At 37.7% G+C, this 12783-nt stretch carries 12 protein-coding genes; 9 read left to right on the top strand and 3 right to left on the bottom strand.

Annotation, left to right across the window (positions count from 1 at the left end; all coding sequences use genetic code 11):
* The coding region (locus GQR44_RS18670; protein WP_166373184.1) for a helix-turn-helix domain-containing protein at positions 1–343 on the bottom strand (343 nt) is incomplete at its 3' end.
* A 162-nt stretch (positions 344–505) separates the two neighbouring features.
* Here GQR44_RS18670 and GQR44_RS18665 point away from each other — a divergent pair.
* Complete coding sequence (locus GQR44_RS18665; protein ID WP_166373183.1) at positions 506–988, top strand: hypothetical protein; 483 nt, start codon at positions 506–508, stop codon at positions 986–988.
* Positions 989–1528: 540 nt separating this feature from the next.
* Here the strand turns inward: GQR44_RS18665 and GQR44_RS18660 are convergent.
* Positions 1529–3019, bottom strand: coding sequence for an altronate dehydratase family protein (locus tag GQR44_RS18660; protein ID WP_166373182.1), 1491 nt, complete (start codon positions 3017–3019; stop codon positions 1529–1531).
* A 297-nt stretch (positions 3020–3316) separates the two neighbouring features.
* Between GQR44_RS18660 and GQR44_RS18655 the strand changes: the two genes are divergently transcribed.
* From GQR44_RS18655 to GQR44_RS18630, 6 genes are read left to right on the top strand one after another with little or no spacing between them, the layout of a single operon-like run.
* A complete protein-coding gene (locus tag GQR44_RS18655) occupies positions 3317–4747 on the top strand; it encodes a tagaturonate reductase (protein ID WP_166373181.1) in 1431 nt (476 codons plus the stop codon).
* A gap of 43 nt (positions 4748–4790) precedes the next feature.
* A complete protein-coding gene (locus tag GQR44_RS18650; RefSeq protein WP_166373180.1) occupies positions 4791–5783 on the top strand; it encodes a C4-dicarboxylate TRAP transporter substrate-binding protein in 993 nt (330 codons plus the stop codon).
* A gap of 57 nt (positions 5784–5840) precedes the next feature.
* Positions 5841–6353: a TRAP transporter small permease gene (locus GQR44_RS18645; protein WP_205963125.1), complete on the top strand. Its 513-nt coding sequence runs from the start codon at positions 5841–5843 to the stop codon at positions 6351–6353.
* Positions 6354–6355: 2 nt separating this feature from the next.
* Complete coding sequence (locus GQR44_RS18640) at positions 6356–7642, top strand: TRAP transporter large permease (protein WP_166373179.1); 1287 nt, start codon at positions 6356–6358, stop codon at positions 7640–7642.
* Positions 7643–7651: 9 nt separating this feature from the next.
* Complete coding sequence (locus GQR44_RS18635) at positions 7652–8593, top strand: sugar kinase (protein ID WP_166373178.1); 942 nt, start codon at positions 7652–7654, stop codon at positions 8591–8593.
* Positions 8594–8611: 18 nt separating this feature from the next.
* On the top strand, positions 8612–9238 hold the full coding sequence (locus GQR44_RS18630) for a bifunctional 4-hydroxy-2-oxoglutarate aldolase/2-dehydro-3-deoxy-phosphogluconate aldolase (protein WP_166373177.1): 627 nt from the start codon (positions 8612–8614) through the stop codon (positions 9236–9238).
* A gap of 36 nt (positions 9239–9274) precedes the next feature.
* Here the strand turns inward: GQR44_RS18630 and GQR44_RS18625 are convergent, their stop codons facing one another.
* Positions 9275–10189, bottom strand: coding sequence for a GntR family transcriptional regulator (locus tag GQR44_RS18625; RefSeq protein ID WP_166373176.1), 915 nt, complete (start codon positions 10187–10189; stop codon positions 9275–9277).
* A gap of 144 nt (positions 10190–10333) precedes the next feature.
* On the opposite strand from GQR44_RS18625, the gene GQR44_RS18620 reads away from it, so the two are divergent.
* The gene (locus GQR44_RS18620) at positions 10334–11356 is read left to right on the top strand and encodes a zinc-binding alcohol dehydrogenase family protein (RefSeq protein ID WP_166373175.1); all 1023 of its coding nucleotides are present in this window, start codon (positions 10334–10336) and stop codon (positions 11354–11356) included.
* A gap of 353 nt (positions 11357–11709) precedes the next feature.
* On the top strand, positions 11710–12729 hold the full coding sequence (locus tag GQR44_RS18615; RefSeq protein WP_166373174.1) for a sugar ABC transporter substrate-binding protein: 1020 nt from the start codon (positions 11710–11712) through the stop codon (positions 12727–12729).
* The last annotated feature ends 54 nt before the right edge of the window (positions 12730–12783 follow it).

Raw genomic sequence — 12783 nt, 5'->3', positions numbered from 1 at the left:
AATTTACATTAAAGGTGTCTTGGATATATTTTTGAATGTCTTTACCCATTAAACGACCTCCCTTCGCTTTGACAGCATGACTTATTACGTATTCTTTTAATTGAGCTTTTTGCTCATTACTTAAACGAGAAGGCTGACCAGTCGCTTGCTTTAATGCTAACGCATCAAATCCACCCGATAGATATTTTGTTATCCATTCGTTAACTAATCGACGACTTACATTCAATATCTTAGCAATGGATGTTCTAGAGTGACCATCATGGAACTTTTGCACAGCCAAATAGCGCAGTTTAAGGCTAGCATTATTTGTATATGGAATTTTTATTTTGGAAATATTATTCATATGATAATCGAGCAATTAATGGTAAATGAATAATACCACATTAGATCACCAATTAAATTCCTTTGGTATTAATATGGTTGAGCACCCTATTCTACCGACCAGCATTAATTCGGTATTCTCGATCAGTTACCCCCCGAGTTTAGAAAAGGCAAACGTGGTTTTATGCGTCCAAGCTATAAAGTGTGCTGGATTGCTAAATTCTTAGCGAATTTTAACGTGGAGTGGCAACTTGAGCTCCAGAGTGAGGTGAGCTTTGCAGGATTAGAAAGTGAGATCGGTACACCATTACGTATCGATTTTTATCAAGCCAATTTACACATAGCGATTGAAGCCGACGGTATTCAACATGTATCAGAAAATCAGCAAATACATGCTCAAGCAGACAGGGAGGAACGGTTTGAAAAACAGGTACGCCGTGATGAAGCAGTCGATCGCTACTTTGAAGCACATCACTCGTTAACTCTGATAAGACTCAAAGCTTATCAGTCAACCTTACATGACGGCTTTAAAGCCCTGGCCATTGATGAACAATACGAGATAGCCTGTCAGGCAGCAAGCGATATATATCAATCACTGTACCATCGCATCCCGCACATGATTGATAAAGAGGCACTATTAATCACTGCCATTGAGAATACAAAATAACACTCTCCACCGGCTAAAGCGCCTTATGCGCCTCTATCTGTCATCCTAACTGTCCGGGGACGATCGCAGAGGTGCCATTACTAAAATGACAGTATCCCCAGATAAAGTAGAAGTCAAATGTTCTTCATTCGTATAGTTAGCTTTTGTTTTATACATTAATTTTTTGATACTGTACCACTACATACTCTCTTTTTGTTTATTGATAACACCAAAAGTAGAGAGCTTATCAGTCTTGTAGCAAGGATAAAAACAGAATTGGAGATTGGGAAATAGATTTGTTCACCGGTAAAAGTCACAGTGGCGCAGTATTTATTATTACGCCTGATAGTGGCAAAGAGTTTCCATATCATGAATTGACATCCTCCCCGCCCTAAAGAACGGGGAGGATGTCAACAGTAAAGTCAATGACAGTCACGTTAACGGTTCCCAAGAATAAAAAATCCACTACAGGTTATCAAAAAATTGTTAAGGTCATTCTGAGTTGACTAATGCTTACCTAATCTAAATAGGCTAGGCAGCACTATTATGCTAATCATCCTCTTATAACGTTACACCTGATTTAAATATCGCTAGTTCTCTAATATCATTCAGCTCATTTTTAGTAGGGGTGCCGCTAGCTATTTCACAAATTAATTCAATGAATTGCTTCAACAGTTCAGACATGGAAACGCCATCTAATAAAGCGCCAGCATTAAAATCTATCCAGTGTTTTTTCTTATTAGCCAGCTCAGTATTTGTGGCTAACTTAACCGTTGGCACAAAACCTCCGTATGGTGTTCCTCGGCCTGTAGAAAACAAAACCATGTGACAACCACTAGCAGCAAGAGCGGAAGTTGCAACGGCATCATTACCTGGTGCACTCAATAAGTTCAGCCCCGGCACTTTTAATGTCTCTCCATACTTAAGTACACCCATTACTTTACTGGAGCCTGCTTTTTGAGTACAACCCATGGATTTATCTTCTAGTGTAGTGATCCCTCCTGCTTTATTACCCGGAGAGGGATTTTCGTATATTGGCTGATTATGGTCGATAAAATACTGTTTAAAACTATTCACCATTTCCACTGCTTGATCAAAAGTTTGTTTATCTTTACACCGTTCAAAAAGAATATGCTCAGCACCAAACATTTCCGGTACTTCTGTAAGTACTGATGTTCCACCTTTTTCAATCAGGTAATCAGAAAATAGCCCAAGAAGAGGATTTGCTGTTATACCTGATAAACCATCAGATCCACCACATTCTAAGCCTACTTTTAGCTTACCGATTTTAATAGGGGTTCTGCGATCCTCTTTAACCATTGAATGTATTTGTTTCAGAAGATCAACCGCCATTTCTATTTCATCTTCGACCTGCTGAGCAACCATATATTTCACACGGGAATCGTCAATAGGCCCGACGGTTTCCTTAAATGGATCTATTTGGTTATTTTCACACCCTAGACCAATAACTAATACACCTCCAGCGTTAGGGTGACGAACCATATCAGCCAGAATTTTTTTAGTATTTTCATGATCATCACCTAATTGGGAGCAACCATAGTTATGCGGGAAGAGGAACACGCCATCACATTGCAGTTCTTCTATTTGAGATGTGAACGCTTTAATCGCTTGTTTAGCTATACCATTAACACAGCCAACGGTTGGAATAACCCAAATTTCGTTTCTTATGCCAACGTCACCATTATCTCTGGTAAATCCCATAAATGTTTTATCGAGTAAACCCGTTTCTTTGGATGTAATAAAATTTGGTTCGTATGAATAGTTATCAGATCCTGAGAGGTTAGTTCTCAGGTTATGAGTATGCACGAGAGAGCCTGTAGTTATATGCTGAGTTGCATGTCCAATTGCAGTGCCATATTTCACAACGTCACCATTAACTACAATGTTAGTGATCGCGAGCTTGCCACCACGATGAACATCTTCTTTTAGTAAGATTTTTAGTCCATCCAGATCAATGACTTCATTCTCATAAAAGTCTTCCAAACATACAACAATATTATCAGCTTCATTAATCTTAATAAATTTTTTCATGGTTACCTCTATTATAAAGTTAACCCGCCCGACACTTTCTATTGTATTACTTAGGCTGTATTTTAATCAATAAAAAACACCAAATTATTGCTAAAATATTTAAAAAAAAGAAAAAAAGTCTTAAAAAGTACTTTAAATGTAAAAATAAATAATAAAGTACCGATAAAAAACACATTTAAATGATCAACCCCACGTTTGCTAGCCTTTTTCAATTAATTTAACAAGTCCATCAATACACTGAGTTCAGTCGATAACACCTGTCCGACAACAGAAATATTTATCGTTAAGGAATTTACAATGACAGATTTATTAAAAAGAGATTTATCCGGAATGAAATCTTATCCAGAAAAAATCATTCAATTTGGCGGAGGCAATTTTTTAAGAGCATTTATTGGCTGGCAAGTTCAACTATTAAATGAACAAACAGACTTTAACGCAGGTATCACTATTGTACGTTCAATCGATGCTGGGCATCAGAGATTAGATTCACAAGATGGTCTTTATACCGCAATAGTTCGTGGTATTAACGAATCTGGAAAAAGTGTTTCTCAACCAAAGGTTATTTCATCTATAAACAGAGAACTGTTTGCTTACGGTGAGTTTGAAGAAGTCCTAAAGATTGCTGAAAATCCAGAGCTTGAATGGGTCGTTTCAAATACGACTGAAGCGGGTATTGAGTTTAAAGACAGTGATAAAATCACTGATTTTCCACCGGCTACATTTCCCGCGAAGTTAACGCTTTTCTTATTGCGTCGTTTTGAGACGTTTAATGGTGATAAAAATAAAGGATTGATCCTACTTCCTTGTGAGTTGATTGATTACAACGGTGAGAAATTAAAAGAAACAATCAAACAGTATGCAGATCTATGGAACTTAAGTGATGAATTTAAGGGTTGGTTAAATGAGAGTAATACCTTCTGTTCAACATTGGTTGACCGCATCGTTACTGGTTACCCTAAAGATGAAATTAAGCAGTTAGAAGCAGAATTGGGCTATAAAGATAACTTTATTGTTGCTGCAGAATATTTCTACCTTTTTGTCATTCAAGGACCTTGCTCTCTTAAGGATAAATTAAAGCTAGCACAATGCTCTCTGAATATTAAAGTTGTGGACGATATAAAACCCTACAAACAACGTAAAGTAGGTATTTTAAATGGTGCGCATACTGCAATGGTACCAGTTGCTTATCTTGCCGGACTGGACACCGTTGGTGAGTCAATGGCAGATAAAGATATCGTTAAGTTCGTTGCAAATATGCTGGATGACGAAATTATTCCCATGTTATCAATGGATAAAACGGAACTCACTGACTTTAGAAACAGTGTTATGCAACGATTTGAAAATCCGTACATTAAACACTATTTGTTATCCATTTCGTTAAATTCATTAACCAAGTTTACAACCCGATTGTTACCTCAACTTATCAGTTACGTAAAGGAAATGGAAAAAGCACCAAAAAATATTAGCTTTAGTTTAGCTGCACTATTTTGCTTCTATCTAGGGCAAAGAAACAACGAAGATATACCGTTAAATGATGACCAGATCCTATTAGATAAATTTGAAATATGGAAAAAATCAGATATTGATAATGCCGTATCTCAGTTCTTATCTATGAAAGATCACTGGGGAGTAGATTTAACTTCATTACAAAATCTCGAACCGTTAGTAAAAGAATATGTTAACAAAATTCAGACCGTAGGCATGCGCCAAGCGATCAAGTCTTTATAATATTACACATAACCATTATTACTTAATAATAAAAGGAATACTTATGACTAAGTTACACACTGGAATCAAAAAAATAGCGACAATTGTTGGATTAACATTTGGAGTAAGTTTTGGTGCACAAGCTGCCACAGAAATAATGGTAGCTTATGGCAATCAACCTGGAGAGCCAATTGATCAGGCGATGCATTACTGGGCAGATCAAGTAAAAGAAAAATCTAATGGTGAAATCATTTTTCAACTATTTCCATCTAGTCAATTAGGCGGTGAAACAGAAGTCTTGGAACAAGCTAAATTTGGAGCAAATATTATTGCCATCGCTTCATATGGCTACCTGATGGATACCGTTCCTGATTTTGGGGTTATCAACGCTCCTTATATCACTCAGTCTTTCGATAAAAAATCTAAATTAATGCAAACTGAATGGTTTAAAGGGCTAGAAGGTCAATTAGCAAATACAGGACTTCAGATGGTTGTTCCAGATGTTGTATACGGTACTCGTCACCTTCTTTCTAAAAAGAAAGTCGAAAAACCAAGTGATCTAAAAGGCGTAAAAGTACGCGTTCAACATTCTCGATTGATGGTTGCTACAGTAGAAGCAATGGGTGGCGTGCCAGCTCCTATGTCTTTATCAGATGTATACCCAGGCCTTTCTCAAGGTGTGATTGATGGTGTAGAAAACCCAGCAGTAGTATTATTCGGTGGTAAATTCTATGAAGTTGCTAAGAATTTAAGCTTAACAGGTCATATCAAAATGTTATCCCCATTTGTTGCCGGTACGGGTTACTGGAATAAATTAACAAATGAGGAACGTAAAATCATTACAGAAACAAGTCGTGATATGGTGAAATATGGAGCAGCATTGATCAATGATCTTGAAAAAGAAGCATTCGATAAAATGAAGGCAGAAGGCGTACAGATAAATGAAGTAGACGCAAAAGCATTCGCGGACGTGGCTGGAGATGTTGTTCAAAAAGCATTCCCAGAATGGACTCCTAACCTATATAAAGATATTCAGAAAAAATTATCTGAAATGTAATGTCGTCATTTTAGGGGCTCATAGTGAGCCCCTTCTTTGAATAAACTGGAGAAAATGATGCAAGCTCAAACATCTATAAGCAATAAAACCTTTACTGGATATATAGATAAACTCAGCCGTTTAGATGAAATTCTCGCGGCTGTATTGCTGGCAGTAATCGTGATGTTAATGGGATATGGTGTTATTACACGTTATGTATTTAATGCTCCTAGTACCTGGGTGGAAGAGATCTGTATTGCTTTGTTCATCTGGATGACATTTATGGGGACAAGTGCTCTTATGCGTTATGATGAAGTCGTACGCATCGATTATTTAGTGAGGAAACTCCCAACTCAAGCGGCCAATCTAATGGATGGACTACTACGTCCAATTCTAGTCATGTTCGCAATAATCTTTATGATTTATTGGGGATTTAAACTTCTTCCGTACTCTCAGGTTAGATTCACTCCCGCATTAAAAATACCTTATATCTATATTTATGCAGCAGTTCCGGTTAGTGCAATATTTATGGCTTATCATCAAATAAAACAAATTTTATCATTTTTCAACCCCTGCATTAAGGAAGCCTAACTATGACTGTTTTTATCCCAATCACTGCTCTTCTTGTTCTTTTTGGTCTTGGTATTCCAGTTGCATTTTGTATTTTTCTTTCAACAATATTCTATTTTTTGCTTAACGACACGTTACCTATGATGATGCTTATTCAGCGCCTAGCTGGCGGGCTTGAGTCAGTGACCTTATTAGCCATTCCTTTTTTCGTTATGGCAGGTGTCTTTATGAACCACTCTGGAATTAGTAAACGATTGTTACGTTTCAGTGAGGTGCTAACGGGGCACATGAATGGTGGCCTTGCACAGGTAAACGTTGTGCTAAGTACTTTAATGGGCGGATTGTCTGGTTCAAACATTGCAGATGCAGCCATGGGATCTAAATTACTTGTTCCACAAATGGTTGCTCGTGGTTACAGCGCTTCTTTTTCATCTGCTGTTACTGCAGCTTCAGCATTAATAACACCGATCATTCCACCTGGTATTGCGCTTATTATTTATGGTTACGTGAATAATGTATCTATTGGTAAACTTTTCCTTGCAGGTGTTGTTCCAGGGCTCATGCTTTGCCTGATGATGATGGGACTTGTCTCTTTTATTTCAAAGAAGAGAAATTATGCACCACTGCGTGAAAAAAGAGCTCCTCTTTCAGAAATTGCGCTCTCCGCTAAAGATGCAGTGTTAGCTCTTTTGCTACCTATAATCATCATAGGTGGCATACGCTTTGGGGTCTTTACTCCTACAGAAGCTGGTGCAGCAGCGGTTATATATGCCTTAGTATTAGGTATGTTTATTTATAAAGAGATGAATTCAAATCTACTTTGGGATGCGACAAAAGAATCGGTAATGGCATCTGCAAATGTATTACTTATTATTTGTGTTGCCGTTGGCTTTTCTAAATTTCTAACTTGGGAACGTGTACCACAAGATTTAGCTTTTTGGTTAACGAGTGTAGTAGATAGTCCGATAGCCTTTTTACTAATAGTTAACTTATTTTTGCTTGCTGTCGGTATGTTCCTTGAAGGTAATGCTGTCATGATTGTACTTGCTCCATTACTTGCTCCCGTTGCAAAATCTTATGGCATTGATCCTGTGCACTTCGGTATTATTTTCATCTTTAATAGTGCAATTGGAACCGTAACACCACCACTGGGCACTGTTATGTTTACTACTTGTTCCATTACTAAGGTCAAAATTGAAGACTTTGTAAGGGAAATACTTCCATTTTGGTTACTTTTAATTGTTGCTTTAATCATGATTACTTATATTCCTCTCATTTCAATCGGTTTACCAAACCTAGTATTTGGATAAGGAGGTAATATGAAAAAAATAGCGATTATAGGCGAATGTATGATTGAGCTAAATGGAAAGCCATTTGGGCCTATGCAACAAACTTTTGGAGGAGATACCCTGAATGCAGCCGTTTATCTTTCACGATCTAGCAACGATGAAATAAAGATTCAGTATGTAACAGCCATGGGGACAGACCCCTTAAGTGATGGAATGATTCAACGCTGGCAAGACGAAGGGGTGGGTACAAAGTTGGTATTAAGAGACGCTTCTCGCTCTCCTGGGTTATACCTGATTCAAGTAGACGATCAAGGTGAGAGAACATTCTTGTACTGGCGGAATCAGTCAGCAGCAAAATACCTATTTCAACATAAAGAGTTATCGAAAGTTCGAAAAGCACTGCTCGATATGGATATGGTATTCCTAAGTGGCATTTCTTTCGCAATTTTAGAGCAAGAGGACCGCGAACTATTTATCTCATTACTAAAAGGGTTAGCAGATAATGGTATCGAGATAGTATTTGATAGTAATTATCGGCCTGCTTTATGGGCAAATGACAGCTTGAAAGCTGTACGAGAGGTTTACAAGAAAGTATCCGAAATATGTTCCATCGCATTGGTTACTTTTGAAGATGAACAATTAATTTGGGGTGATAGGTCTTACCAAGAGACCCTTACTCGATATCAGCAATCAGGTACGAAAAAAGTAGTCATAAGACTGGGCGCAGAGGGATGTGTATTTAAAGATTTTGAAAATATGCATGACACCACTATGGTAAAAACGACCCCAGTTCAAACAGTTGTTGATACGACATCTGCAGGGGACTCTTTTAATGGTGGATTCTTATCTGCATATCTCACTGGAGAAACCATCGAGAATGCATGTATCAAAGGCAATTTAATAGCAGGCATTGTGATTCAGCACCAAGGGGCCATTATCGCAAAAGAAGCCACAAATACCCTATTTAATTAAATTTATTAAGGAAAGTTAATGAGTACTATTATTAAACAACTTAGCAAGTTCAAAGTTGTACCAGTCATTGCAATTGATAAAGCTGAAGACATTCTGCCTTTGGGAAAAGTGTTAGTAGAGAACGGATTACCTGTCGCTGAAATAACCTTTCGTTCTGAAGCAGCGGTTGATGCAATACGCCTTTTAAGAAATGCTTATCCTGAAATGTTGATAGGTGCTGGTACGGTACTCAACAGAGAGCAAGCAATTGCAGCCAAAGAAGCTGGGGCGACATTCGTTGTTTCACCGGGCTTTAATCCAAATACAGTAAAAGCATGTCATGAAATAGGTATTGAGATCATTCCTGGCGTTAATAACCCAAGCACGATTGAAGCTGCACTTGAGATGGGGATCACGTCTCTGAAATTTTTTCCCGCAGAAGCATCTGGCGGCATTAATATGCTTAAGTCGCTGCTAGCTCCTTATGGTGATATTCAAATCATGCCAACGGGAGGTATTAACACTAGCAACATCAACGATTACCTGGCAATCCCAAGAGTTATTGCCTGTGGTGGTTCATGGATGGTTGATAAAGAAATGATTGCGAGAGGAGAATGGGACAAAATAGCTCTGCTCACAAAAGAGGCTGTTGAATTAGTACGTTAACTAACCTAAAGCTCTGATTAATGAACAGAAGCAGCATTATGCTGGTTCTGTTTTTCCTGTTATCAAACTATGTTCCATAGTCCTTCTAGCTGACTGCAAATGAAGCCGTAATGCACCAATGGCACCTATATCATCTCCAATTAAGATCTTACTTAGTATGATCATATGCTCTTCAATTGCCACCATATTTCTCTTACGTAAGTCACTATTATCCCACTGATAATGATAATGAAAGATCACTGACATCACTTCATAAAATTGATCCATAAATGGATTATTTGCTGCGGATAAAATGAGACGATGAAAGTTACGATCTAGATCAGAAAAGGCCTGATATTCATTTACGACTTCCTCTCTGAGATCTCGATGCAATTTAAGCAACATTTGCGCTTCTTTCCAACGGGGATCATCTTTTGGTAAGTTCATGAACATACTGAGGCCGTGACATTCAAGCATTTCGCGAAGTTCAATCAGACTAGCCGCATAACTATATTCGAAACGAACCATTCGCCATCGTCCCCTGGATATATTTTCAATTAAGTTAAACCGAGAGAACTTAATCAAAAACTCCCGGACAACCCTTGTCGAACAATTCGATTGCTTTGATAAGTCGAGCTCAGAAAACTCATCTCCTGGTATAATATTTCTGTTTTTAATGCTGCTATTAAAAAACACCTCAAATTTCAAGGTCTGTAATTCACCAGTAGAAGCTGGCTGCTGGAAAATATCAGTTTCATCCGGTTGGCGTAATATTTGACACTCACCACCTGCATCTTTCAATATCCCTTTCAAGCATAGATCTTTGATTACATGCCTGATCGTTGTTCGACTAACACCGAAAAGTTCAGATAACGATGATTGCGAAGGTAATGGAGAGTATATGTGACCAAGATTGATCGCATCCAGAAGCTGGTTTGTAGTACTTTCTCGTAAATTCTTATTTCTAGCCATTATCTAAATCCAATATAACAAAACACCATTAAATACCATTTAAAACCGCTTTAAATAGATGTATGTCACACTTTATAGCGTTCATTACCTTTTAAAAAACAGAAAGTATAAATTAACTACAATTGTATTAATAGAGAGGTTGGTATGAAATCGTTAATTTGTAAAAAACCATTTGAAATGAGCTACGCTGATGTAGAAATGCCATCAGTAAAAGAAGATGAAGTATTAGTAAAAGTAGTTGCTGTCGGTATATGTGGCACAGATATTCATGCTTATTCCGGTAATCAGCCTTTTTTCAGCTATCCACGCGTGTTAGGTCATGAACTGTGCGGACACATAACCGCAATGGGCAAAGAAGCTGAAAATGAAGGTGAATTTATCATTGGCGATAAAGTTGCACTTATCCCTTATGTTGCTTGTTACGAATGCCCTTCTTGTAAAAGCGGAAAAACAAATTGCTGTGAGAATATATCTGTTATAGGTGTTCACCGAGATGGTGGTTATAGCGAATATATTTCTGTCCCAAAAAACAACATTTTAAAAGTTAATGATGTCGATAACAATACTGCTGCACTAATAGAGCCCTTTGCCATCAGTGCACATGGGGTTCGTCGAGCTCAATTACGTAAGGGTGAGCATGTTCTTGTTGTAGGCGCAGGCCCCATTGGTCTCGGTGCTGCTGCCATTGCTGCAGCTGACGGAGCAAAAGTTATCGTTGCAGATACTCAAGAAGAAAGAAGGCGACATGTAGAAAAAGAACTTGGTGTATTAGCTGTTGACCCGATGGCTGAAAATTTTGAAGCACTGGTACTGGATCATTTCGATGGTTCATTGGCAGAAACGGTTATCGATGCCACCGGCAATAAACATGCAATGAATAACGCTGTAAATTTAATACGAAATGGCGGAAAAATAGTCTTTGTTGGCTTATTTAAAGGTAACTTAGAGTTTAGTGATCCAGATTTTCATAAGAAAGAAACGACAATGATGGGTAGCAGAAATGCAACCAAAGAAGACTTTGTTAAAGTTCAAACTCTAATGGCAGCAGGCAAACTCGGTGCTAATATGATGCTAACACATATCTTTGACTTCAATACCATTGGAGATAGTTACGAAAAAGATGTTGTGAATAATAAAGATTTACTTAAAGGCGTAATTTCTTTCTAAAGCGTTAATTATTTTAAAGAATGGAACAACTAAGCTTAAGTTTACCCCCATCTTAACGAAGTTGTTCCCCTTGTTATTCATCGAATATTTCCCTTCATGAAACATGCACACAGAGTTCATTATTAAGAATAAAAGGATCCCCCTGTTCTTGTGCACATATATTGATAATACTTGTTTGATATGCAAACAACTTCGTGTGACTTTCAAATTGACTAACATTCCAGAGCATTTACTATATAAATCTAGTCACTATTAGTGACAACTTATGCGAGTAATTTGTAAATTAAAGTATTTATCTATTACTTAATACACCCGACCAGAAACTTCGGGCCTAGCTTGAGAAGGGGAACCAAATGGACTTAAAATATTTAATAAAAACTATACAAAGTGTTGCAAAAAACTATCGTTCTAATAGCGGTAAAAAAGTAATTTCAAGTTTACTAAAAACATGTGTTGTAGGAAGTTTTTTATCGATCGGTTTAAATACTGCTAATGCCGCTGAAAAGAAAATGGTTTTTATTCAATTTCAACCACATACAGTTTCTCTTGCTTGGAGCAAGGGTATTGAAGAAGTATTAAGTGTACAAGATGATATTGACTATCAATTACTCGATGGTCAAGGCAAAGTAGACGTACAAATTAACTTAATGAATACAGTGATCAACCAAGGTGTTGACACAATATTTATTCAACCGGTTGATAGTGTCGCTATATCTCCAGCTATCAAAAAAGCTAAACGTAAAGGCATTGTTGTTATTACCTTAAACATTAATGCGACTGCAAAACACGCTGCGCACATTGAGATGAACCACTACTTTGGTGCTCGTCAAATAGCTAAAGTGATGGGTGAAAAAATGGGTGGTGTAGGAAAGGTAGCCATATTAAATGCACCTCCTGGCATTATTATTCGAGATCAGCGTACCAATGGCTTCATTGATGGAATGAAAGAATATCATCCTAATATCAAAATTATTGCTAACCAAGTTGCCGATTGGAGCCGTAAAAAAGCACAAGATGTGTTTAGTACAATGTTGATTGCTAACCCTGGAATTTCTGGCGTTTACGGTATCAATGATTCAATGGCCTTAGGTGCAGTTGATGTCGCTAAAGCAAAAGGGTTACTGGATCAGATTGTTATTTTTGGTAACGATGGAGAACGTGATGCTTTAGAGTCTATTGAAAGAGGAGAACTAAGCGGAACGCAATATACGGATGTTTATCAGCAAGGACGTTACGCTGCTTCTATTGCAAGTGTGCTTGCTACTGGTAACGTCGATGCTGACGATATTAAAGAGCAAGGCCATTTGCTAATGCCATACATTATCGCAACTAAAGAAACCGTTGCAGATATAAAGATTGAGCAACGTTGGTAAGTAAATGAAGGGGTCCCCCCCCCCTTCATACTATAAATTGTACATCAAGCGAGT

The organism is Psychromonas sp. SA13A, from assembly GCF_011378715.1.
Classification (GTDB): Bacteria; Pseudomonadota; Gammaproteobacteria; order Enterobacterales; family Psychromonadaceae; genus Psychromonas.
This window is presented reverse-complemented; position numbering and strand designations above follow the sequence as displayed.

Coding starts and splice junctions, on each gene's coding strand:
- GQR44_RS18625 (WP_166373176.1), bottom strand. CDS start 10,189: ATGGCTAGAAATAAGAATTTACGAGAAAGTACTACAAACCAGCTTCTG.
- GQR44_RS18655 (WP_166373181.1), top strand. CDS start 3,317: ATGACAGATTTATTAAAAAGAGATTTATCCGGAATGAAATCTTATCCA.
- GQR44_RS18620 (WP_166373175.1), top strand. CDS start 10,334: ATGAAATCGTTAATTTGTAAAAAACCATTTGAAATGAGCTACGCTGAT.
- GQR44_RS18640 (WP_166373179.1), top strand. CDS start 6,356: ATGACTGTTTTTATCCCAATCACTGCTCTTCTTGTTCTTTTTGGTCTT.
- GQR44_RS18615 (WP_166373174.1), top strand. CDS start 11,710: ATGGACTTAAAATATTTAATAAAAACTATACAAAGTGTTGCAAAAAAC.
- GQR44_RS18635 (WP_166373178.1), top strand. CDS start 7,652: ATGAAAAAAATAGCGATTATAGGCGAATGTATGATTGAGCTAAATGGA.
- GQR44_RS18630 (WP_166373177.1), top strand. CDS start 8,612: ATGAGTACTATTATTAAACAACTTAGCAAGTTCAAAGTTGTACCAGTC.
- GQR44_RS18650 (WP_166373180.1), top strand. CDS start 4,791: ATGACTAAGTTACACACTGGAATCAAAAAAATAGCGACAATTGTTGGA.
- GQR44_RS18645 (WP_205963125.1), top strand. CDS start 5,841: ATGCAAGCTCAAACATCTATAAGCAATAAAACCTTTACTGGATATATA.
- GQR44_RS18665 (WP_166373183.1), top strand. CDS start 506: ATGCGTCCAAGCTATAAAGTGTGCTGGATTGCTAAATTCTTAGCGAAT.
- GQR44_RS18660 (WP_166373182.1), bottom strand. CDS start 3,019: ATGAAAAAATTTATTAAGATTAATGAAGCTGATAATATTGTTGTATGT.